Annotated in this window: 19 protein-coding genes and 1 pseudogene; 9 read left to right on the forward strand and 11 right to left on the reverse strand. The window is 67.8% G+C overall.

The genetic code is table 11. The features are described 5' to 3' along the window. Positions 1–20 precede the first annotated feature (20 nt). Genes G528_RS0108975 through G528_RS0108985 form a run of 3 tightly spaced genes read right to left on the reverse strand, consistent with a single transcriptional unit; the run spans position 21 to position 3,151 of the window. Entirely contained in the window at positions 21–776 is a 756-nt protein-coding gene (locus tag G528_RS0108975; protein ID WP_245569732.1) for an adenosylcobinamide-GDP ribazoletransferase, read from the reverse strand. Positions 777–780: 4 nt separating this feature from the next. Then, a complete protein-coding gene (gene cobT / locus G528_RS0108980; protein WP_425402222.1) occupies positions 781–2,505 on the reverse strand; it encodes a nicotinate-nucleotide--dimethylbenzimidazole phosphoribosyltransferase in 1,725 nt (574 codons plus the stop codon). Next, on the reverse strand, positions 2,489–3,151 hold the full coding sequence (locus G528_RS0108985; RefSeq protein WP_026918679.1) for a DUF3043 domain-containing protein: 663 nt from the start codon (positions 3,149–3,151) through the stop codon (positions 2,489–2,491). The genes cobT and G528_RS0108985 overlap by 17 nt, the downstream gene beginning before the upstream one ends. 84 nt (positions 3,152–3,235) lie before the next feature. Between G528_RS0108985 and G528_RS16995 the strand changes: the two genes are divergently transcribed. The 6 genes from G528_RS16995 (at position 3,236) to G528_RS18030 (ending at position 8,659) form a co-directional block, all read left to right on the forward strand. Next, positions 3,236–4,366, forward strand: a complete 1,131-nt coding sequence (locus G528_RS16995) for a glycerate kinase (RefSeq protein WP_211220618.1) — start codon at positions 3,236–3,238, stop codon at positions 4,364–4,366. 175 nt (positions 4,367–4,541) lie between these two features. Beyond that, on the forward strand, positions 4,542–4,892 hold the full coding sequence (locus G528_RS0108995) for a HesB/IscA family protein (protein ID WP_026918680.1): 351 nt from the start codon (positions 4,542–4,544) through the stop codon (positions 4,890–4,892). A gap of 102 nt (positions 4,893–4,994) precedes the next feature. After that, positions 4,995–5,972 (forward strand): carbohydrate kinase family protein, encoded by a 978-nt coding sequence (locus tag G528_RS0109000; protein ID WP_035719493.1) that lies wholly within the window; start codon positions 4,995–4,997, stop codon positions 5,970–5,972. 185 nt (positions 5,973–6,157) lie between these two features. Continuing rightward, complete coding sequence (locus G528_RS0109005; RefSeq protein ID WP_026918682.1) at positions 6,158–7,555, forward strand: DUF445 domain-containing protein; 1,398 nt, start codon at positions 6,158–6,160, stop codon at positions 7,553–7,555. 110 nt (positions 7,556–7,665) lie between these two features. Next, on the forward strand, positions 7,666–7,938 hold the full coding sequence (locus tag G528_RS0109010; RefSeq protein WP_026918683.1) for a hypothetical protein: 273 nt from the start codon (positions 7,666–7,668) through the stop codon (positions 7,936–7,938). Positions 7,939–8,128: 190 nt separating this feature from the next. Continuing rightward, positions 8,129–8,659: a polyhydroxyalkanoate synthesis regulator DNA-binding domain-containing protein gene (locus G528_RS18030; RefSeq protein ID WP_051198569.1), complete on the forward strand. Its 531-nt coding sequence runs from the start codon at positions 8,129–8,131 to the stop codon at positions 8,657–8,659. A 45-nt stretch (positions 8,660–8,704) separates the two neighbouring features. On the opposite strand, the gene asnB is transcribed toward G528_RS18030, so the two are convergent. Then, positions 8,705–10,630: an asparagine synthase (glutamine-hydrolyzing) gene (gene asnB, locus G528_RS0109020; protein ID WP_026918684.1), complete on the reverse strand. Its 1,926-nt coding sequence runs from the start codon at positions 10,628–10,630 to the stop codon at positions 8,705–8,707. Between the two features lie 372 nt (positions 10,631–11,002). On the opposite strand from asnB, the gene ctaC reads away from it, so the two are divergent. Together ctaC and G528_RS0109030 are read left to right on the forward strand one after the other, a co-directional pair. Then, positions 11,003–12,088, forward strand: coding sequence for an aa3-type cytochrome oxidase subunit II (ctaC, locus tag G528_RS0109025; protein ID WP_026918685.1), 1,086 nt, complete (start codon positions 11,003–11,005; stop codon positions 12,086–12,088). Positions 12,089–12,094: 6 nt separating this feature from the next. After that, positions 12,095–12,511, forward strand: a complete 417-nt coding sequence (locus G528_RS0109030; protein WP_026918686.1) for a cytochrome c oxidase subunit 4 — start codon at positions 12,095–12,097, stop codon at positions 12,509–12,511. A gap of 790 nt (positions 12,512–13,301) precedes the next feature. Here the strand turns inward: G528_RS0109030 and qcrB are convergent. The 4 genes from qcrB to ctaE all read right to left on the reverse strand — a co-directional run bounded on the left by qcrB (position 13,302) and on the right by ctaE (position 17,706). Beyond that, positions 13,302–14,924, reverse strand: a complete 1,623-nt coding sequence (gene qcrB / locus G528_RS0109035; RefSeq protein ID WP_026918687.1) for a cytochrome bc1 complex cytochrome b subunit — start codon at positions 14,922–14,924, stop codon at positions 13,302–13,304. After that, positions 14,921–16,072, reverse strand: a complete 1,152-nt coding sequence (gene qcrA, locus G528_RS0109040; protein WP_026918688.1) for a cytochrome bc1 complex Rieske iron-sulfur subunit — start codon at positions 16,070–16,072, stop codon at positions 14,921–14,923. The genes qcrB and qcrA overlap by 4 nt, the downstream gene beginning before the upstream one ends. Beyond that, positions 16,069–17,007, reverse strand: coding sequence for a cytochrome bc1 complex diheme cytochrome c subunit (qcrC, locus tag G528_RS0109045; protein ID WP_026918689.1), 939 nt, complete (start codon positions 17,005–17,007; stop codon positions 16,069–16,071). The genes qcrA and qcrC overlap by 4 nt, the downstream gene beginning before the upstream one ends. An 81-nt stretch (positions 17,008–17,088) precedes the next feature. Further along, positions 17,089–17,706 carry an aa3-type cytochrome oxidase subunit III gene (ctaE, locus tag G528_RS0109050; RefSeq protein ID WP_026918690.1) on the reverse strand — a complete coding sequence of 206 codons (618 nt, stop codon included), beginning with the start codon at positions 17,704–17,706 and terminating at the stop codon, positions 17,089–17,091. 160 nt (positions 17,707–17,866) lie between these two features. Here ctaE and trpD point away from each other — a divergent pair, with 160 nt between their 5' ends. Then, positions 17,867–18,949: an anthranilate phosphoribosyltransferase gene (trpD, locus tag G528_RS0109055; protein WP_026918691.1), complete on the forward strand. Its 1,083-nt coding sequence runs from the start codon at positions 17,867–17,869 to the stop codon at positions 18,947–18,949. 21 nt (positions 18,950–18,970) lie between these two features. On the opposite strand, the gene G528_RS0109060 is transcribed toward trpD, so the two are convergent. The 3 genes and pseudogenes from G528_RS0109060 to G528_RS18620 form a co-directional block, all read right to left on the reverse strand. Next, positions 18,971–19,249 (reverse strand): Lrp/AsnC family transcriptional regulator, encoded by a 279-nt coding sequence (locus tag G528_RS0109060; protein WP_026918692.1) that lies wholly within the window; start codon positions 19,247–19,249, stop codon positions 18,971–18,973. 9 nt (positions 19,250–19,258) lie between these two features. Next, a complete protein-coding gene (locus G528_RS0109065; RefSeq protein WP_026918693.1) occupies positions 19,259–21,049 on the reverse strand; it encodes a DEDD exonuclease domain-containing protein in 1,791 nt (596 codons plus the stop codon). 37 nt (positions 21,050–21,086) lie between these two features. Continuing rightward, a pseudogene (locus G528_RS18620) lies at positions 21,087–21,606 on the reverse strand (HNH endonuclease); the annotation flags it as partial.

Raw genomic sequence — 21,606 nt, forward strand, 5'->3', positions numbered from 1 at the left:
ACGTCAGACCTGCCGGACTTTCAGACCAGCAGGCCGACGGCGACGACGGCCGTCACCAGTTCGACGGTGGCACCGACGACGTCGCCGGTCATCCCGCCGGCCCGCCGCGCGCAGTGACGGGTGAACGCCCACGCCCCGACGAGCGCCACGAGCGCGACGACGGCGGGTTGCACACCCAGTACCGCGGCCGCACCGACCAGCACGACGACCCAGACGGCCGCTCCCGCACGCTGGGTTCCGGCGACCAACGCCCCGAAACCGTCGTCATTCGCCGGCGGCAGCGTGGTCCGGCACGCCACGGGGACTGCGGCGCGTCCGGCGAACACGGCGAGCGCGATCGCGGGCCAGCGGTGGTCGGCGGCGAGGGCCGTGTAGGCGGCGGCCTGAGTGATCAGGACGAGCAGCAGGGTGGCGGCACCGAAGGGGCCGAGATCGCCGGTGCGCATGATGGTGCGGACCCGCGCGGGATCGCCGTAGCTGCCGAGACCGTCCGCAGTGTCGGCCAGACCGTCGAGGTGCATGCCGCGGGTCGCGAGGGCCAGTACCGCGACCGTCAGCACACCGATCAGCGCGGTCGGCAGCGACGTGTGGCTCAGCCCGAACGTCCCGGCGGCGACGGCCGCGCCGAGCGCGGCGCCGACCAGCGGCACCGCCGAGATCGCGGCGCCGCCGCGCGCCCGGTCGAAATCGTCCGACCCGCGCGGAACGGGGATCACGGTGATCCAGGCGACGGCGTCACGCACGCCACCCGCCGCCCGGAGCAGCCGACCGGTCACCGGATCACTCGCCGTCGCTGACGCCGGCCTCCGCGAACGTCGCCATGTCCCGCACGATGTCGACCGACGAGGCCACGAGGGGGAGTGCGGCCACCGCACCGCTGCCCTCGCCGAGGCGCATCCGCAGATCGATGATCGGGGTGAGTCCGAGCGCCGAGAGCGCGAACTCGTGCGCGGGCTCGGTCGACAGGTGACCGGCCTGCCACCACGACACCGCGCCCGGGGCCATGTCCTGGGCGACGAGCGCCGCCGCGGTCGTGATCACGCCGTCGAGCAGGGCCGGAGTCCGGCGAACGGCGGCCTGCGCGAGGAACCCCGCCATCGCGGCCAGATCGGCGCCGCCGACCGCAGCCAGCAGGGCGAGAGGCTCGTTGCGGTAGCGGCGGGCGTGCCGCATCCCGTCGCGGATCGCCGCCGTTTTGCGAATCCACGTCGCGTCGTCGATTCCGGTGCCGCGGCCCACGACGACCACCGGCTCGCGGTCGGTGAGCGTCCCGATGAGAACGGCGGCGGGGGTGGTGTTGCCGATACCCATGTCACCGGCGATCAGCATGTCGGCGCCCGCGTCGACCAACCGGTCGGCGACATCGCGACCCGCGGCGACCGCGAGGCGCGCCTCGGCGAGCGTCAGTGCGCTGCCGGTGCGCAGATCGCCGCTGGACGTCCGAACCTTGTAGCGCGAGACGTGCGGGTCGGTCTCGGTGCCGACGGCCATGTCGAGGACTTCGACCGTCGCCCCGGCGCGGCGGGCCAGGACGTTGATGGCGGCGCCCCCGCCGAGGATGTTGGCGACCATCTGCGCCGTGACCTCGGGCGGATAGGCCGACACGCCGTCGGTGGCCACGGTGTGGTCGCCGGCGAATACGACGACGGCCGGTGACCGCAGCGGCTGCGGCGGACACTGGCCCTGGCAGGCGGACACCCACGTGCCGAGTTCCTCGAGTCGACCCAGCGAGCCGGCGGGCTTGGTGAGTTCGCGCTGACGGGCACGCGCCTGCTCGGCCACGTCGTGGTCGGGGAGCGTGACGGCGTCGAAGACCTCGGCGTCCACACCGGTGATCGAGACCGGTGCGGTCGACACGACGGGAGCCACGGACTCCGGTGCCGGGAGCGGCGCGCGGGGAGCCACGGGGGCAGACGGGGTGGGTACGGGCGGGGTGAATACGGGCTGGGTGGATACGGGTTGAGCGGGCTCCGGAAGGTCGAGAGCACGCCCGGCGACGACCAGTGTGACCGAGTCGCACACGCCGGCGACGGCGGCGTTGAGGCGTCCCAACTCGTCGGCGAACCGGCGGCCGGCGGCGGTCGGCGCGACCACCGAGAGACCCACTTCGGGGCTCACGATCACCAGCGGGGCCGTCACCGATGCGATGGCGTCGACCAGTGCGGTGACGGCCGCCGAGACATCGGCGTCGGGGTCGTCCCAGGCCTCGGCGTCGTCGAGGACCGCCGTCAGCCACGTGCCGAGGTCGTCGACGAGGGTGGGCTCGTCGGGTGCTTCGACGAGTGCTCCGGCCAGATCGCGGGTCTCCACGGTCCGGTAGCGGTCGCTCCGGCGTGCGACATGGGCGTCGACGCGGCGCCGCCACTGCGGGTCGTCGACGATCGGCCCGGTGGCGATGTAGCGGACGCGCGGCGATGCGGCGAGCAGCTCCTCGGCGTGCGCCGACTTGCCCGACCGGATGCCCCCGAGCACCAGTGTGCGCACGGTGTCAGACCTTGTCACCAGGCTTGACCTGCGGTTTCGGCGCGCGCATCATCCGCAGCTGCATGGCACGGGTGAAGCTGTACCACCCCAGGCGGAAGCCGTGATCGGTCGAGTCGGGGTAGCGGGCGCGCACCCGGCGGTTCACTCGGTATCCCAGGTACACCGAGTCGATGATCGTCACCAGAACGAACACCAGCAGCACCAGGTTGCCGAGCACGGCCAGATTCGGCGACATCAGCATCACGAGCAGGAAGATCGCGAACGGCAGGAACAGGCCCGCCACATTGCGCCGGGAGTCGACGATGTCACGCGCCATCTTGCGGACCGGACCCCGGTCGCGCGCCATCATGTACTTCTCGTCCCCGGCCATCATCTTCTCGCGCTGTTCGGTGCGGATGCGGCGTCGTTCGGCGGCGACCTCCTTGCGCTCCTGCTTCGACATCGTCGACCGGAGTGCCTTCTTCCGGGCCCGGGCCTCGGCCCGCGTCATCGGCGGCGGCGCCACCGGTCCGCGGCGGCGCTGCGCGTCGCGGCGCTTCGGCGTGGGGCGGCCCTTGCCGGGAGTGCCGGCGGCCGACGGCCGACCGGACTCGTCCGCGTCGTCGGCGAAGTCCGTCGGCTCGGGGGAGGTGCTCTTCTCGGCATCGGAGTTCCAGGGCAACTTCACACCCACGAGCCTATTCGATACGGCCGACGCGGTCCGCATCGGGAGAGGGGTCGTCGCTGCGACTCGACAGTAGGCTGACCGGTGATGGACAGCACCGACTCGCACCGGCTGCCGGAGCGTCCGCTGCGAGTCGTCATCGCGCCGGACGAGTTCGGCGGCACTCTCGCCGCCGCCGCGGCGGCCGCCGCCATGGCCGACGGTTGGGCCTCGGCTCGGCCCGCGGATCGGATCACGCTGGCCCCGCAATCCGACGGCGGTCCCGGATTCCTCGACGTTCTCGGCGCCGCCGACTGCGGCACACCCCGATCCGCCACGGTGTCGGGTCCCCTCGGGGATCCCACCCGCGCTCACTGGCTGCTCGCCGGGCGCACCGCCTACATCGAGGCCGCGCAGGCCTGCGGGCTCGCGCTCCTCGGTCGCCCCCCGGACCCGGACACGGCCCTGCGCGCCGACACCCGCGGTGTCGGCGAGCTGGTCGCGGCGGCGCTGGCCGCCGGCGTCGACCGGATCGTCGTCGGTCTCGGCGGGAGCGCCAGCACCGACGGCGGGCGCGGACTGTGCGAGGCGCTCGGCGGCGTCGACGCGGCGCGGCGCACGCTGTCGTCGGTCGACCTGGTCGCGGCCACCGACGTCGACAACCCGCTGCTCGGCCCCCACGGGGCGGCGGCCGTGTTCGGCCCGCAGAAGGGGGCCGATCCGGATCACGTCAGGCTGCTGGAGGAACGACTGCGACGCTGGGCCGACCAGCTTGAGGCCGGCGCGCGGGGCGGTGGTCGCCGGCCGCTGCGGGAGCGGCCCGGCTCCGGCGCCGCCGGCGGCCTCGGGTACGCCTTGCTCGCGTTGGGCGCCGTCCGCGAATCCGGTGCCTCGGTCGTCGCCGAGGCGACACGACGGGCACGGCTGATCGCCGACGCCGACCTGGTGATCACCGGGGAGGGGCGATTCGATGCGCAGAGCGCACGCGGAAAAGTCGTCGCAGCGGTCACCCGGGAGGCCGCCGGTCACGGTGTCCCCGTATTCGTCGTCGCCGGCCAGGTGGACCCGGACGCCGACATGCGGTCGACGGCGGGCGTGTGGTCACTGGCGACCCATCGCGGTTCGGTCGCCGCGGCGATGAGCCGACCGGCGGCGGGACTGCGGGATCTGGTCCGACGGATCGCCGTCGATGCGGGACGGGGCGGGATGCGGGAATACGGGAGCGACGAGTACGGTTGAGGTGGTTGGCTGCCGCACGGGTCGAAAGTCCCCGGCTGTGAGGACCTCAGTGCGAGGATCTCACTGCCAGGACCTCACTGCGAGGGCCCCGACCGCGAACCGGTGTGCGTCACCGCCAGCTGACAACGTATCCGGCCGTCGGAGATCAGGCGACCGGCGACATGAGGGAGCGTCCATGACCGTCCAGAACGAAACGACCGCCACCGGCATCCTGTTGACCGACGCCGCAGCCTCCAAGGCCAAGGCGCTGCTCGACCAGGAAGGCCGTGACGACCTCGCGTTGCGCATCGCCGTGCAACCCGGCGGCTGTGCGGGCCTGCGCTACCAGCTGTTCTTCGACGACCGCAGCCTCGACGGCGACGTCGTCACCGACTTCAACGGCGTCAAGCTGGCCGTCGACCGGATGAGCGCGCCGTACGTCCAGGGCGCGACGATCGACTTCGTCGACAGCATCGAGAAGCAGGGCTTCACGATCGACAACCCGCAGGCCACCGGCAGCTGTGCCTGCGGCGACTCCTTCAACTGAGTCAGCCGACGTCGGCCTCGGCGGCCGCGACCGCGTTCCGTGCCCGTGCACGGCTCCGGGGTCGCGGCCGTCGTGCATTTCCGGGGAAGTAGCGTTGGACAGATGTTTATCGCCGTCTGCGGGTCCCTTGCGACCGATCACCTGATGAAGTTCCCCGGCAAGTTCTCCGACCAGCTCGTCGCCGATCAACTCGAGCACATCTCGCTGAGCTTCCTCGTCGAGGATCTGGTGGTCCGCCGCGGCGGCGTCGGCGGCAACATCGCCTTCGCGATCGGGGCGCTCGGCGGCGCGCCGCTGCTCGTGGCCGCGGCCGGCGAGGACTTCGACGAGTACGAGCGGTGGCTCACCGAGCACGGCGTGGACTGCCGCGGGGTCGCACGCTCCGCCACCCGCCACACGGCCCGGTTCATGTGCACCACCGATGAGACGCTGGCCCAACTCGCGTCGTTCTACGCCGGAGCGATGAGCGAGGCCCGCGACATCGACATCGTCGAGGTCTTCGCCACGACGGGGCGACCCGACCTGGTGCTCATCGGTGCAGACGATCCCGAGGCGATGGTTCGGCACACGCGTCGCTGCCGCGACGAGGGGATCGATTTCGCCGCCGACCCGTCGCAGCAGCTGGCGCGACTCGACGGCGATGCCGCGCGGGATCTCATCGACGGTGCGGCCATCCTGTTCACGAACGAGTACGAGTGGGGTCTGCTCCAGCAGAAGACCGGCCTGACCGCCGACGAGGTGGCGGCGATGGTTCGGCTGCGGGTGACGACTCTCGGCGCCGGCGGGGTGGACATCATCGAGGCCGACGGCCGGACCGTGCACGTCGACGTGGTGCCGACGGACGCGCAGGTGGACCCGACGGGGGTCGGCGACGGATTCCGCGCCGGTTTCCTCACCGGACTCGGTCGCGGACTCGACCACGAACGCGCGGCTCAGCTCGGCGCGCTGGTCGCGACGCTGGTCCTCGAGTGCGACTCCACCCAGGGGTGGCAGTGGGACGTCGACACAGCCGTGGAGCGGCTGACCGTCGCCTACGGCAGTGTCGCCGCCGACGAGATCGGCGCTGTGCTGACCTCGTGACGTCCGTGTGAGGTCGGTCGTCGGCCGGCGACGTCGGGTGGACAATTCCCTGTTCTGCGTCAGTTCGTAGACAGTTTGTGGTTGAGTGTTGTGACCATAGTCATCATGTGCGACTGACGGCCCGCGAGGGTCTGGGGGCCTGGTCTCAGCACGTCTCACGACGCCGTCGTCGGTGAGGAGCGATCATGCAGTCGTGGTCGGCGATCGTCGAGGACCTGGAGTCGAACTGGCTGGTGTACGCCTCCATGCCGGTGATCGCGGCCCTGATCGGCTGGGGCACCAAGCTGGTCGCGATCAAGATGATGTTCCGTCCCCAGCGGTTCATCGGGATCGGACGGCTCGGCTGGCAGGGCATCATCCCCCGCCGCGCGCCGCAGATGGTCGAGGTCCTGTGCGAGACCCTCACCGGCCGCCTCATCACCGCCGGTGAGATCGCCGCACGCGTCGACGGTGCCGAGATCGCGGCCCTCATCGAGCGCCCGCTGCGCGCGGAGACCGCGACCATCGCCCGCCGCGTGCTCCCGGAGTATCAGCCGGCGTTGTGGCGGCTCCTGCCTCCGGTGGCGCAGGACGCGCTGGTGGAACGCATTCAGGACGCCGCACCCGACGTGGTCGTCAGAATCACGGAGGCGATCACCGAGAACGTCGACGACGTCTTCGATCTGCAGGAGATGGTGACCGCGGAGTTCCTCGAGGATCCGGACACCCTGGAGTCGATGTTCCTCGACGTCGGTCGTCGCGAATTCGCATTCATCCGGCGCAGCGGACTGGTGTTCGGGTTCGGCATCGGTCTGATTCAACTCGTGGTGTGGGCGCTGTTCCGCAATCCGTACATGATGCCGCTCTTCGGTCTGTTCACCGGCTGGTTCACCGATTGGGCGGCGCTCAAGCTGATCTTCAATCCGAAGGAGCCGACCAGATACCTCGGCGTGATCACCTGGCAGGGGCTGTTCCTCAAGCATCGGATCCCGGTCTCCCAGGAGTACGGGACGCTGATCGCGAACCGGGTCCTGACCTCCGACCGGCTGATGGCGTCCCTGTTCACCGGGCCGCGGTCGACCCGCGTCGCAGAGTTGATCGCCGAGGTCATGGAGGGCACGGTCCGCGACCACGTCGGTGATCTCGACGCACTGTCCGAACTGGATCCGACGAGACTTCCGCTGCTGCGTGAACTCGGCATCTCGTCGCTGCCCGGCCTCGACGGGGTCGATGCCGATCGGCTTCCCGCGGCGGGACTGCTCGGGATGGTGTCGGGCGTGCTCGGCGGCCCGGCGCGCGGTGTGGCCGACGTCGGGCTGGACGTCGCGCGTGTGCAACCGATGTGTTCGGCGGCGGCCGAGGATCTGTTGGCCGTTCTACCGGGTCTGCTCGGCCGCGATGAGCCGCACGACTATCTGACCCGGGCGATGGGGATCCAGGAGGTCATGGCGGAGAAGATGTCGGCGATGACGCCCGAGGAGTTCGAGGGTGTCCTGCGCCCGGCGTTCCAGGCGGACGAGCGGACGTTGATCTTCGTCGGTGCGTTGCTGGGCTTCATGGTCGGCGAACTGCAGGTGCTCATGGTGGAGAACCTCACCCATTGATGTGAAGTGCATCACAACGCATTGCGTAAAATTACGCGTGGCGTAAAGTCGATATTACGCAAACGCGTAAGGCAAAGTGAACATCACCACCGGAACACACGGGAGACATCATGACCGACACCGCGAAGACCACCAAGAAGGCCGACAAGAAGACCGCCAAGAAGGCCGTCAACGAGCCGTCGATCACCAACTTCCTCGGCGACGTCGTCGACTCGACCAAGACCCTCGTCGCCAACCTCATCGACACCGCCGCCGACGCGGAGAAGAAGGCCCGCAAGAGCGGCTCGAAGATCGCGAAGAAGGAGGTCAAGAAGCTGCGCAAGCAGACCGAGAGCCTCAACGAGCAGGTCGACAAGCTCGCCAAGATCAACAAGAAGAAGTGATCGACGCACCGCGAAACCGTCATCGCCCGGAGTCCGGCCCATGCCCGGAGCTCCGGGCGATGGCATGCGTGCAGACTCCCAGCCCCGCACGGCCCGACGTGCAACGCGCCGCGTAAACAACCCGCGTAAACTACACGTGGATGAAGACGACGGCGGTCCGCGGGGCCGTTCCCGAGACGAAGGATCGGACATGGCAGACGGGGACCCCTACCTGATCAAGCGCTACTCCAACCGCAAGCTGTACGACTCGGTGCGACGGCGGTTCACCACGCTCGACGAGATCGCCGCCCTCATCGACTCCGGCGTCAAGATCGTCGTGCGCGATCACGACGCCGGAACCGACCGGACCGAGGAGGTCCTGGCGCAACTGCTGCGCCGACGGGCCATCAGTCGGCCCGGTGCGGCCGGGCTGCTCGCCGACCTCCTGCGTGCCCCGGCCGACGTGGCGGGGAGCATCGTCGGCGGACTGCAGCCAGACCGGCAGGCGTCATCGGCAGGGGACACAGAAGACGGGGTTGCAGAAGACGGGGAGGCAGCAGACGGGGAGGCAGCAGACGGGGCAGGGGATTCGGCCGACGTCGTCGACGAGACTCCGCCGCCGGAACGCACCGAAGCCGACTACGAACGCCAGCAGGACGAGATCAAAGAACTGCGCGACCAGGTCAGCCAGCTGACGCAGGCCGTCACACAACTGCTCTCGGAGCGACGCGCCGACGACTGACCGACCCATCCGCGTCGGCGAATCGAGACCGAGGCACGGCCCGAGTCAGAGACGCACCGGATAGTCGCGGTCCTCGATCGTCGGCTCGATGCTCCCGTCGACGAAGATCCCGTACCAGATCATGAAGCACAGGACCGTCCAGAGTCGTCGGCTGTTGTCGACCGCCCCGCGGCGATGCTCGTCGAGCATCTCGAGGACGAACGCCCTGTCGTAGATGTGGTCGGTGTCCGACGCCGTGATGAGATCGCGCGCCCACTCGTACATCTCCGGGCCGGCGAGCCAGTGCCGGATCGGGACGGGGAACCCGAGCTTGCGGCGGTGCAGGACATGCGCGGGAACGATCTGCTCCAAAGCCTTCCGGAGCGCATACTTGGTGGTCCCGTGGGCGATCTTCTCGTCGAAGGGCAACTGCTCGGCGACGTCGAAGACCTCCCTGTCCAGGAAGGGGACGCGGAGCTCGAGGGAGTTCGCCATCGTGATCTTGTCGGCCTTCACGAGGATGTCACCGCGCAGCCAGGTGAACAGATCCAGATGCTGCATGCGAGCCACCGGGTCGAGCCCCTCGCTCATCGCGTAGATCGGCGCGGTGACGTCGGTGTGCGTCCAGTCCTCCCGGAACGTCCGCAGCACCGACCGGAGTCGAGCATCGTCGAAGCTGCGCGCGTTCCCGTAATAGCGCTCCTCCAACGGCAGTGAGCCGCGGTGCAGGAGGCTCTTGCCGCGCGTCCCCTCCGGAATGCGGTCGGACACCGCACCCATGAGCCTGCGCATCCGCGGTCCGGCCCTGTCGAAGGCCTTCAGCGACAGCGGCTCCTTGTAGATCGTGTAGCCGCCGAACAATTCGTCCGCACCCTCGCCGGACAGCACCACCTTGACGTGCTTGCGGGCCTCGGCCGCCACGAAGTACAGCGGCACCAGTGCGGGGTCGGCCACCGGATCGTCCAGGTACCAGATGATCGTCGGGAGCGCCTGAATGAACTCCGCCGGGCTGACCACCTTCACCACGTGCCGCGCCCCGATCGCCTCCGCCGACTCGGCTGCGACATCGATCTCGGAGTACCCGTCACGCTCGAAGCCGGTCGTGAACGTGACCAGGTCGGGATTGTGTTGGATCGCCAACGCGGCGATCGCCGTCGAGTCGATGCCCCCCGACAGGAACGATCCGACCGTCACGTCGGCACGCATGTGCTTTGCCACCGAGTCCCGCAGCGCGTCGGCGATCTCGTCGTACCGCTTCTGTTCGCCGGGCGTCGTGAACCGACGGACCGAGAACCGCGGGAAGAAGTAGCGCGTCACCTCTGGCGCGGCACCCGGACGCAGACGGGCGTGGCAACCGGACTCGAGTCGGCGGACCGCGGAGTGAAGCGTCTCGGGCTCGGGCACATATTGCAGGACGGTGTAGTGCTCGATCGCCCGATCATCGAGATCGGCCGGAAGGCCGAGACGGTCGAGCAGCGCCAGGACGCTCTTCTTCTCGCTGCCGAACGCGGTGCCTCGGGGGCCGGTGGCGACGAACAGCGGTTTGATGCCGAACGGATCACGCGCGATGAACAACTCGCGGGTCTCGGTGTCCCAGACGGCGAACGCGAACATCCCCCGCAGCTTGTGCACCACGTCGGCACCCCAGTGGTGGAAGCCGGCGACGATCGGCTCCCCGTCGCCCTCGGTGCGGAATTCGGCGCCGAAATCGCGTGCCAGCTCCTCCCGCACCTCCAGGTAGTTGTAGATCTCGCCGTTGAACGTGAGCGCGTAGCGTTCGGGACTCTCCGGCGGCCCCCACCGCAACGGTTGATGCGAGTGCTCGATGTCGATGATCGACAACCGGTTGAAGCCGAAGACCAGATCGTCGTCGTTCCAGGTGCCCAGGTCGTCGGGTCCTCGGTGGCGCATGCACCGGGCCGCCGAGGCGATCAGTTCCGTCGTCGACGACGCCGTACCGTCGCTGGTGAGCATTCCGAGCAAGCCACACACGGTGTCAGGGCCTCATTTCGATCAAGCGGGCAAGGGGGCGCGACGGGCGCGCGAGCGTTTCCACTATGCCGCAGAACGGGGCGCGCATGCGACTCCGACGCACGCCGACGAGGCGCGTCTCCCGCGCGCGAACCTCCTGGACTGGACCCGTATTCCCAGGTGGGGCAAAATCAATCGCGAAACAGCGAACCCCAATCACGACGAGATCGCCGGGTTGGTCTACGCTGCGTAGTACTAGGTGCAAGAATTGCGTCGAGGGGCTCGTCGTCCGTCGAAGTGAGACTTGAAAGAACAGCTCCCTGCCAGCAGGAAGGCGTGAAATTGACGAACGGTGTACGGCCGTCGGCGCGACGGAAGGGATCGCCGTCGCGAATGATCAAGCGACTCAGCGGTCTCGCAGTGCTCGGCGTCGGCGTGCTGATGACGTCGGGCTGCAGTGCCGACGAGGTGCTGCGCTTCGGTTGGCCGGAGGGCATCACCCCCGAGGCTGAGGCCAACCGCGTCTTCTGGACATGGGTGGTCATCGCCGCGCTGGCCATGGGTGCGCTGGTCTGGGGCCTGATCTTCTGGACCATCACGTTCCATCGCCGTAAGAAGGACAGCACGCCGGAGGACGAGTTCCCTCGCCAGACCGGATACAACGTGCCGCTGGAGTTGGCGTACACCGCCATCCCGTTCGTCCTGGTCGCCGTGCTGTTCTACTTCACCGTCGTCGTCCAGAACAAGATGGAGCACAAGGAGGAGAACCCGTCGGTCGTCGTCAACGTCACCGCCTTCCAGTGGAACTGGAAGTTCGGGTACAACTCCGTGAACATCGACGGCAAGCAGCTCGTCGACGCCAAGCAGGACTCGCGGCGCGGCACGCCCTTCGAGGAGCAGATCCCGAAGTACCGCGAAGAGGACGGTAAGACCGAGAAGGTCCTCGGACCGGCCGGTGGCCGCTACGCAGAGGTGCGCGACTACCTGGCGTACGACAAGATCGAGACCCTCGGCACGTCGGCCGAGATCCCGATCCTCGTCCTGCCCGTCGACACCCGCATCGAGTTCGACCTGGCCGCGGCCGACGTCGTCCACTCTTTCTGGATTCCGGAATTCCTGTTCAAGCGTGACGTCATGCCGTTCCCCGAGCAGAACCACCAGGACCCGAAGTTCCAGATCTCCAAGATCGATCGCGAGGGCGCCTTCGTGGGACGTTGCGCGGAGATGTGCGGCACGTACCACGCGATGATGAACTTCGAGCTCCGAGCGGTCAGCAAGGACACCTTCACGCGCTACATCGAGTACCGCAAGGCCCACCCGGACGCCACCAATGCGCAGGCGCTCGAGGCTGTCTGCCAGGTGCCCGAGTCGGTCACCACGGTGCCGTTCGACACCCGACGCGTCTCCAACGGGACCACTCCCAAGGAGATCGGCGACGCGAACGACACGTCCATCGCCCAGTGCACAATGAAGGATTAAGAGACAATGAAGGTCGAAGCACGAATCTTTGAGTCGATTGCGGCGTTCTTCTTCGTCGTCGGCATCGCTTACGTGGTCGCGACTCACTTCTACCGGACAGGCGTCGAGTGGGCCGGCGGAGTCTCGATGTTCTTCGCGGGTGGTCTCGCGTTGATCGCGGGAACCTACTTCCGCTTCGTCGCACGACGCGTCGAGATCCGCCCGGAGGACTACGACGACGCGGAGATCGAAGACGGCGCCGGAGAGCTCGGCTTCTTCTCGCCGCACAGCTACTGGCCGGTGATGATCGCCGCGGGTGCCGCGGTGTTCGCCGTCGGATTCGCCAGCGCGAACTGGTGGTTGGCCATCGCCTGTGTCATCGCGATCATCTGTGCGGTCGCCGGACTGGTCTTCGAGTACCACGTCGGGCCCGAGAAGCACTGACAGTCCTGAAACACTGACAGTCCTGAAACACTGACAGCCCAGAAACACTGACAGCCCAGAAACACTGACAGGGCGCAGACGACAGCAGTACTGAGGTCGCACCCGGGGATTCCCCGGGTGCGACCTCTTTTGCGCAGCCGATCGCCCTCTGGGGCCGCTGGATCCACCGAAACGTGAGTACTGCCGTATTCTGTGACCCGATTCGGGTCACGAAGTACGGCACAGTGCTTCTGGAGGGCCGGGGCCATGCGGCAGGCAATTGCGATCGGTGGCGCTGTCTGAGGCCCGCATGTCTTGCCGGTGTCCTCACTGCCGTTGTGGGCGCGGTGGTCTTCCTCCTCCAGGGGAGCGAGGCCTCACCAGCTCGCTGAGCCAGCCGTATCTCATCGGAGGGATGACAGCATTCGCGATCATTAGTTGCCGCATCGATCAGTGCCGCATCGATCAGTGCCGCATCGATCCGGGACGACGCCCGCCACAGCACGGCGCCCGCGCAGCACGGCCGTCCTCCAGTGGCCGTCCTCGCAGTGGCCGTCTTCCCCGTGGCCGTCGTCAGTCCCCGTGGCCGTCGTCGCAGCGGCCGGCGTTGCAGCGGCGAACCTGTACTTCTGGAGCGCCTTCGCCTAGGTCGTTTCTCCCCGCTCCCCGTGACCGATGAGTGCTGCAGGAGCGTCCCACGGCCCGCCGGAGACGGGCCACCAGCCGCAGCAGCCGACCGTCACACCCGCGACGAAAAGAGTCCGGGCCGTCTCGCGATCGCGAGACGGCCCGGACTCGGGTATGACGGTCGTCAGTCGTCGAGCGGATTCCCGCCCTTCTCCTGCAGTTCGATGAGCGCCGTCTTCTCGGCCTCGTGCTGCTCGTGACGGATTCGCTCGTTGAGCTCCTGCTCCTCCGGACTGTCCGGGATGAGCGCCGAACCCGAACCGGGCGCACCGGCGGATCCGATCTTGTTCATCCGCTTCGGCAGCGCCGCGCCCTGGTAGGGGAGCGGGATCGGGTGGCCGTGCTCGTCCACCGGGCCGAGGGGCTGGTGCATCTCCACGTACTCGCCCTTCGGCTGGCGACGGATGATGCCCGTCTCGATGCCGTGCTCCAGGACAGCGCGGTCGCTGCGCTGAAGCGCGATCGCCCAACGGTAGGCGATGAAGTACACCAGCGGCGGAATCACCAGCAGACCGATGCGGCCGATCCACGTCGTCGCATTCAGCGAGATGTGGAACTTCAGGGCGATGATGTCGTTCATCGTGCTCAACGTGAGGATGATGTAGAACGCCAACGCCATGGCACCCGTCGCGGTGCGCACCGGGACGTCGCGAGGACGCTGCAGCAGGTTGTGGTGAGCGTCGTCGCCGGTCAGCCTCTTCTCGATCCACGGGTACATCAGGAGCGCCGTGATCATCAGACCGATGACGACGACGACCCAGAAGATCGCCGGGATCGTGTAGTTGCCCAGGTAGATCTCCCACGGCGGCATCAGACGGGCGAAGCCGTCCGTCCACATCATGTAGATGTCCGGCTGCGAGCCCGCCGACACCTGCGACGCGTTGTACGGGCCGATGTTCCAGACCGCGTTGATCTGGAAGACGCCTGCCATCAGCGCGGTGACGCCCGTGACGATCGCGAAGAACGCACCGCCCTTGGCGGCGAAGACCGGCATGATGCGCACACCGACGACGTTCTTCTCGGTACGGCCGGGGCCGGGGAACTGCGTGTGCTTCTGGTACCAGACCAGCGCGAGGTGCGCACCGATCAACGCGAGCAGGATCGCCGGGAAGATCAGGATGTGCAGCACGTACAGGCGAGGAATGATCAGGTCGCCGGGGAAGTCACCGTTGAACAGCGCCCAGTGAATCCAGGTGCCGACCAGCGGAATGCCCATGACGATGCCCGACATGGCGGCGCGGACGCCGGTGCCCGACAGCAGGTCGTCCGGCAGCGAGTAGCCGAAGAAGCCCTCGAACATGGCCAGCAGCAGCAGGAAGCAGCCGATGACCCAGTTCGCCTCACGCGGACGTCGGAACGCACCGGTGAAGAAGATGCGCATCATGTGGATGATGATCGACGCCGCGAACAGCAGCGCGGCCCAGTGATGGACCTGGCGGACGAACAGACCACCGCGCACCTCGAACGAGAGGTTCAGGGTCGTCTCGTAGGCCCGGCTCATCGTCACACCGTTGAGCGGCTGGTACGAGCCGTTGTAGACGACATGCGCCATCGACGGGTCGAAGAACAGCGTCAGGTACGTGCCCGACAGCAACAGGATGATGAACGAGTACAGCGCGATCTCACCGAGCATGAACGACCAGTGCGTCGGGAAGACCTTGTTGATCTGGCGGCGCAGGCCGGCCGCGAGATGGTACCGCGAGTCGACCTCTTCGGCCTGCGTGGCGATACGGTCGGCGATCGTCATGACTTACGCTCCCAGAATGCCGGTCCGACGGGCTCGATGAAGTCGCCCGCGGCGACCATGTAGCCCTGGTTGTTCACTGTCAAAGGCAGCTGTGCCAGCGCACGTGCAGCCGGTCCGAAGATCGCCTTGCCGTACTCCAGCGCGTCGAACTGCGACTGGTGGCACGGGCAGAGGATCCGGTTGGTCTGCTGCTCGTAGAGCGAGGTGGGACAGCCGAGGTGGCTGCAGACCTTCGTGTAGGCGTAGTAGTCGCCGTAGTTGAAGTTCTCCTGCCCCTTGCGCTTGACGACGCGCTTGGCGTCCTCTGCACGCAGCCGGATGAGCATGACCGGGTTGCGCACCGAGCGCAGTCCCTGGAGCAGCTTGTGGCGGGACTCCTCGTTCTCGCCGTAGCCGTCCGAGACGCGCCACGGGAAGACGGTCTCCATCGCTCCGGCATCGAGATCCTCGGGCCGGACGAGGGCGACCTGGTAGGGGTTGCCGGTGTCGCGACGCAGGAAGACGGTCTCGCCCTTGTGCTCGTTGTAGACCGGGGACCATCCCGAGTGCCACAGTTCGGAGTCGTCGCCCTTGGCCCACGGGTTCTTGATGAACCCGCCGAGTGCTGCGACGCCGCCGGCGACACTGAGCGCACCGAGGCCGAACACGGCCGAACCGATGATCATCTTGCGGCGGGGGAGCGTGGAATGCTCCACCGTGTCCGAGATCTGCGCGGCGATCGTCTGCTTGTCGACCTCGGTGGAGCCGCCGTCGTGGCGGTCCTGGACGGAGATCTCGGCGGGGATGAACCGTTTGGTCAGCTGGATGACACCGACGCCGATCGCGAGGATCGAACCACCGAACGTCACGCCCAGCAGCGGGGTGTAGAACGTGTACGCCCAGTAGTTGGCGTCCTCCGGCATCGTGAAACGCCAGTGGTTCCAGATGAACGTCACGAAACCTGCGACCGCGAGGACTCCGGCGAGCACGAACCAGAAGGCGACGACGAACTCACTGCGCTTCTCTGCCTTCGTGCCCGGCTCCGGGTGCCGCTCGGCCCGGTGGATGATCTCCACACCGTCGAGGTTGGTGCCGAGCTTCACCTTCTCGTCACGAGACATCCCGACGAGCTCGTCGTCGGTCGGGAGGTCCTTCTTTGAATCGCTCAATTTCGTGATCCAATCCACATTGCGCCGGCGACGACTGCCGTCACGCCGACAACCCACATGACCATGCCCTCCGAGACCGGTCCGAAGCCGCCGAGGCCGAGGCCGCCGCTGGGGTTGGCGGAATCGACGTAGCGGATGAAGCCGATGATGTCCTTCTTCTCGTCCTCGGACAGCTGCCGATTGGAGAACTTGGGCATGTTCTGCGGCCCGGTCAGCATCGCGGTGTAGAGCTGCTGCGGATTGACATCCGTCAGCGGGGGAGCGAACTTACCGCTCGAGAGTGCGCCGCCACGACCGGTGAAGTTGTGGCAGGAGGCGCAGTTGAGGCGGAACAGTTCGCTGCCTCGGCCGATGTCGTCGCCACGAAGCGAATCCATCGCGAGGACGGGGAAGCCGTCCTCCTTCTTGAGCGAACCGTCGGGGTTCTTCTCGTACATTGCGCGGGGACCGCCGCCCATCGCCTGGATGTAGGCGCCGAGCTGGTCGATCTGAGCCTCGGTGTACTTGGAGGGCTTGCGCAGTGCCTGGGCCTCGTTCCGGGCTGCGGGCATGCGACCGGTGGAGACCTGGAAGTAGACGGCGGCGTCGCCGACGCCGATGAGCGACGGACCGCGGTCGTCGACGCCCTCGAGGTTCTTGCCGTGACAGGTGATGCACGAGGTCTCGTACAGCTTCTTGCCGGCGTCGATCATCGAGGAGCTGCCGCGGTCGTCGGCAGTGGCGACCTGCGGGTCGGGCGAGACCAGCGCGGCGATGAGGCCGGCGGCGACGAGGCCCAGCAGCAGGAATACGGTGCCCGATGCGCGACGACGGAGCTTGCGGCGCGCTTTGGCGCGTGCGCCAGCGGTCTTTGCGGATCCGGCGGTCGACACGCGCTCTGTGGAGACGTCGGCGGCCCCGCGGCCTTCCGGCGAACTCGGTGGAGATGATCTCATCTGTGACTCTCTACTAAGCGGTTGGACTGAATGTGTGTGAACCGGTGGCGGTGGCCGTTCCGGTTCGTCGGCCGCCGGGGGCTACCGGATGAAGTAAATGACGACGAACATGCCGATCCAGACGACGTCGACGAAGTGCCAGTAGTACGACACGACGATCGCTGCGGTGGCCTGGGCCGGGGTGAACTTCGACAGGCGGGTGCGGATCAGGAGGATGGCGAACGCCACGAGGCCGCCGATGACGTGGAGGCCGTGGAAGCCGGTGGCCATGTAGAACACCGAACCGTAGGCGCTCGACGACAGCGTCGTGCCCTCCTGGACCAGGCTGAAGTACTCGTAGGCCTGACCGCACACGAACAGGGCGCCCATCACGAAGGTGATGGTGTACCAGATGCGCAGGCCGTAGACGTTTCCGCGCTCGGCGTGGAAGACGCCCATCTGGCAGGTGAACGAGCTGGCGATCAGCACCAGCGTCACCGGCACGGCGAACGCCAGGTTCAGATGCGTCGGAGCCGGCGGCCAACCGTCGGTCGGCGACGCATTGGCCCGCGCGACGAAATACATCGCGAACAGGCCGGCGAAGAACATCAACTCGCTCGACAACCACACGATGGTGCCGACGCTGACCATGTTCGGACGGTTCAGCGAGTGCACGCGTGAGGTGATGGCGGTTCCTGAGTTACCCACAGCGCTAGTCACAAGAGAAGTATGACGGTTCGTAGTAACCGTTTGCCACCCGGGTCGGAAAATTGGTCGAAATGATCGCTTCGATGCAGGTAGAACAGGTGGTCAAGGCACAGTTCGGCGTGTCTGACGGCTGCACGGCGAGCCGAGGGCGGCGCCCGTTAGTCTGTACTGCGTGACTTCCGCGGACTCGACCGGCACAGAACCCGTCTACACCTGGCCCTCTCTGCTGGGCAAGATCACCGACGGGACCGACCTCAGCGTCGACGAGGCCGCGTGGGCGATGAGCGAGATCATGTCCGACGGGGCGACCGGCGCACAGATCGCCGCATTCGGTGTGGGCGTCAAGATGAAGGGCGCCGCCGCCAGCGAACTGCAGGGTCTGTCGGCGACCATGTTGTCGCTGGCCCGGCGGATCCATCTGGACGCTCCGGCCATCGACATCGTCGGCACCGGTGGTGACCGCTCGCACACCGTCAACATCTCGACGATGACCTCGGTGGTCGTGGCGGCTGCGGGCACCGCCGTCGTCAAGCACGGGAACCGTGCGGCGTCGTCGAAGAGCGGTGGCGCCGATGTGCTGGAGGCGCTCGGTGTCGCGATCTCGCTGTCGCCAGAGAACGTGCAGCGCTGCGTGGAGCAGATCGGGATCGGTTTCTGCTTCGCCCCGGCGTTTCATCCGGCATTCCGGTTCACCGGGCCGCCTCGGAGCCAGATCGGCATCCCGACGATCTTCAACGTGCTCGGACCGCTGACGAATCCGGCTCAGCCGGATGCCGGTTTGATCGGGTGTGCGTTCAGTGATCTGGCGCCGGTGCTCGCCGAGACGTTCGCGGCCCGCGGCAACCGGGTCCTGCTGGTTCGGGGTGACGACGGACTCGACGAACTCACCACGACCACCACGTCGACGGTGTGGCAGATCTTCGACGGCGAGGTGACACCGTTGACCGTCGATCCGCGTGAACTCGGCATCGAGCTGGTGGAGTTGTCGGCGCTGCAGGGCGGCGACGCGACCGTGAACGCGGCCATCGCCCGCGATCTGTTCGCCGGCACGCGTGGGCCGGTGCGGGACGCTGTCTCCCTCAATGCGGCCGCAGCGCTGGTCGCGGGTCGACAGACGGCCCGTTTCGACCAGGCGTCGTTCACGGCGGCGATGGCCGAAGCGCTCAGTCGAGTCGACGAGGTGATCGATTCGGGGCGCGCTGCCCAGCTCTTGGCCGATTGGGCGCGGCTGAGCACCGAACTCGCGGGGACCTGACCACGTCGGACCGACGAGGAGTCAGGCCTCGCCGATGGAGAAGCCGCCCTCGACCTCCGAACTGGCGTAACTGCGGAAGGCGATGTGGGTGGCGCTGGTTCGGACGCCGGGCAGCCGGTTGATGCGACCGGTGACCACCGATGCGATCTCCTCGTGGTCGCGGACACGTACTTTGGCGATGAGGTCGACGTCGCCGGCACACGAGTAGACCTCGGTGACCCCGGGAATGTCGGCGACTGCCTGCGCGGTCTCGGGGATCTGGTGGATGTCGGCTCCGATGAGCACGATGGCGGTGATCATGGTTCGACTCTAATGCCCGGCGGCTCGTGTCGACGCCCGCGTGGCTTCGTCCTTCGACTCGCGGGCCGAGCGGGCTGCAGCGGAGAACGACGACCACCGCTGTGCCGAGCGGAGAGGCATGCCGAGTTCGCCGTCGAGCGAGATGAGCCGCGTGCCGGTTCGGCACAGCCACCGTTCGATCAGCGACAGCTCCTCGGCCGGAGCGCCGGCGAGGGGGCCGGCATCGTCGGCGGGCGCCAGGACGGTGGTCGACGAGGCGCGTAGACGATCGATCACCGGAAGCGGTGCCACACCGCGTTCGATGTGCGCCGATCCGGCCAGCCGACCGTGCCGGACGACACTCACATCCCAGCCGCCGTCGCCGTCGGGGTGCGCTGCGACGAGTTCCGGTGCCGAGGCCAGCGCGGCGAGACGCTGGGTTCGCGCGAGAGCGTCGACGGCGGCCGACAGCCGGTCGCGGGCGCGGGCCGCGGATTCGAAGCGGTGTGCGTCGGCGAGCAGCGTGAGGCGACCCTCCAACGCGGCGAGCACCTCGTCGCAGCGGCCTTCGATGAGGGTGCGCGCGGCCTCCGTTCGACGCAGGTAGTCCGGCAGCGTCTGAGGCCGCTCGGACGCGGCCCGGCAGCGGCCGGGGACGGTGGCCACGAGCGGGTCGGGGAGTTCGTCGGCGTGCGCGTCGCCCTCGCACCAGTGGTGGGAGGCGGTCTTCAACGCGGTGGTGCACGTGCGCAGACCCACCGCGCCGGCGATCACGTCGGCGATCTCGGCGGCCGCGCCGCGGGTGGACACCGGGCCGATGGCGCAACGGCCGGGCTTGCGCGACACCGCCAGACGGCTGAATCGTTCCTCGGTGAGCACGATCCACCAGCCGCGGCCCGGATTGCGTGAGCGTCGATTGAACGGCGGCTTGTGCACCCCGAGGAGCCTGAGTTCGGCGACCGCCGCCTCGAGAGCGTGTGCGCACTCCACGTGGTCGACGCGGACGGTGAGGTCGACCAGATCGGCGATGCGGCGGCGGGAGTCGGATCCGTTGAAATAGCCCGACACTCGGCGCCGAAGGTCGACGGCCGTCCCTATGTAGAGGACCTCGTCGCCCGGACCGCGAAACAGGTAGACGCCCGGCCGTCGGGGCAGCCCGTCGGCGAGCGAACGTTTGGCTCGCATCGCAGGAGTGGCCCGCGGGAGATACGAGGTGAGGTCGCCGTAGGTGTGCACACCACGGTTTCCCACGCGTTCGAGGAGACCGTGGAATACGTCGACGGTGGCCCGGGCATCGTCGAGAGCACGGTGAGTCGGGCGCACACTGACGTCGAACAGTTCGGCCAGTGCGGAGAGTTTGACCGTCGGCGCCTCCTGTCGGGTGAGGATGCGGCGCGCCATCGCAACAGTGCACAGCGAGTGCGGATTCCACGGGAGGTTCATCCGGCGTGCCGTCGCGCGCAAGAAGCCCATGTCGAAGCGGGCATTGTGCGCGACGAGCACCGCGGTGCCCGCGAATTCGACGAACGCCGGGAACACCGACTCGATACGCGGGGCATCCGTGAGCATCGCGGACGTGATCCCGGTCAGGGTGGTGATCTGCGGCGGGATCGATCGGCCCGGGTCGACGAGGGTGGCGAACTCGCCCAACACCTCGCCACCGCGGATCTTCACCGCACCGATCTCGGTGACCCCGTCGGTGTCCGGACTGCCGCCCGTGGTCTCCAAGTCCACGACCACGAACGTGGTCTGACGCAACGGGGATCGAGCGAAGTCGTCGGATTCGGGGAGATCGTCGAACGACAGCTGCGGTGCGGACATGCTCGGACTGTAGAACGAAGGTCTGACATCGAGGTGCTCAGAAGGGTGGCGGATCGTCGTCTCCGGCGTCGAGTGCGGCGAGTGCTTCTTCGGTTTCGCGGTGGCGGCGGTTGATCGCCCGTTGCTGCATTCGGTATCGGTGTTTGGCCTCGAGACGGGTCCGTGTGCGTTTTGGTGCGTTCTCGGCGTGTCCGGTTGTTCGGCGTGTCGCCCCGGTGGGGGTGTTGTGGTCGCAGGGGAGCATGCCGAGTTCGGGGAGCAGCCAGGTGTTGGCGGCCTGCCGGCGGACGGTGATGCCTTCGGGGGTGGTGATCTCGGTCCAGACGGTGCCGTGGGCGTCGGTGATCTGGTCGTCGAGCCAGCCGCGGGTGTGGGTTTTCAGGCCGTGGTGGAAGCGGCATTTGGGGTTGAGGTTGCATGCACACGTCGGCCCACCCGAACCGGGGTCGGTGTGGTTGTATTCGGTGACATGATCCAGATCGCACCGCCACGCGGGCCGATCACAGCCGACCCAGGAGCACGTGCCGAACAGGCCCCGCACCGCCGTGTCGAGGACG

Origin of the sequence: Gordonia shandongensis DSM 45094 (assembly GCF_000423025.1) — a bacterium.
Taxonomy (GTDB): domain Bacteria; phylum Actinomycetota; class Actinomycetes; order Mycobacteriales; family Mycobacteriaceae; genus Gordonia; species Gordonia shandongensis.

Coding starts and splice junctions, on each gene's coding strand:
- G528_RS16995 (WP_211220618.1), top strand. CDS start 3,236: ATGGACAGCACCGACTCGCACCGGCTGCCGGAGCGTCCGCTGCGAGTC.
- G528_RS0108995 (WP_026918680.1), top strand. CDS start 4,542: ATGACCGTCCAGAACGAAACGACCGCCACCGGCATCCTGTTGACCGAC.
- G528_RS0109000 (WP_035719493.1), top strand. CDS start 4,995: ATGTTTATCGCCGTCTGCGGGTCCCTTGCGACCGATCACCTGATGAAG.
- G528_RS0109005 (WP_026918682.1), top strand. CDS start 6,158: ATGCAGTCGTGGTCGGCGATCGTCGAGGACCTGGAGTCGAACTGGCTG.
- G528_RS0109010 (WP_026918683.1), top strand. CDS start 7,666: ATGACCGACACCGCGAAGACCACCAAGAAGGCCGACAAGAAGACCGCC.
- G528_RS18030 (WP_051198569.1), top strand. CDS start 8,129: ATGGCAGACGGGGACCCCTACCTGATCAAGCGCTACTCCAACCGCAAG.
- ctaC (WP_026918685.1), top strand. CDS start 11,003: ATGATCAAGCGACTCAGCGGTCTCGCAGTGCTCGGCGTCGGCGTGCTG.
- G528_RS0109030 (WP_026918686.1), top strand. CDS start 12,095: ATGAAGGTCGAAGCACGAATCTTTGAGTCGATTGCGGCGTTCTTCTTC.
- qcrB (WP_026918687.1), bottom strand. CDS start 14,924: ATGACGATCGCCGACCGTATCGCCACGCAGGCCGAAGAGGTCGACTCG.
- qcrC (WP_026918689.1), bottom strand. CDS start 17,007: ATGAGATCATCTCCACCGAGTTCGCCGGAAGGCCGCGGGGCCGCCGAC.
- G528_RS0109060 (WP_026918692.1), bottom strand. CDS start 19,249: ATGATCACCGCCATCGTGCTCATCGGAGCCGACATCCACCAGATCCCC.
- G528_RS0109065 (WP_026918693.1), bottom strand. CDS start 21,049: ATGTCCGCACCGCAGCTGTCGTTCGACGATCTCCCCGAATCCGACGAC.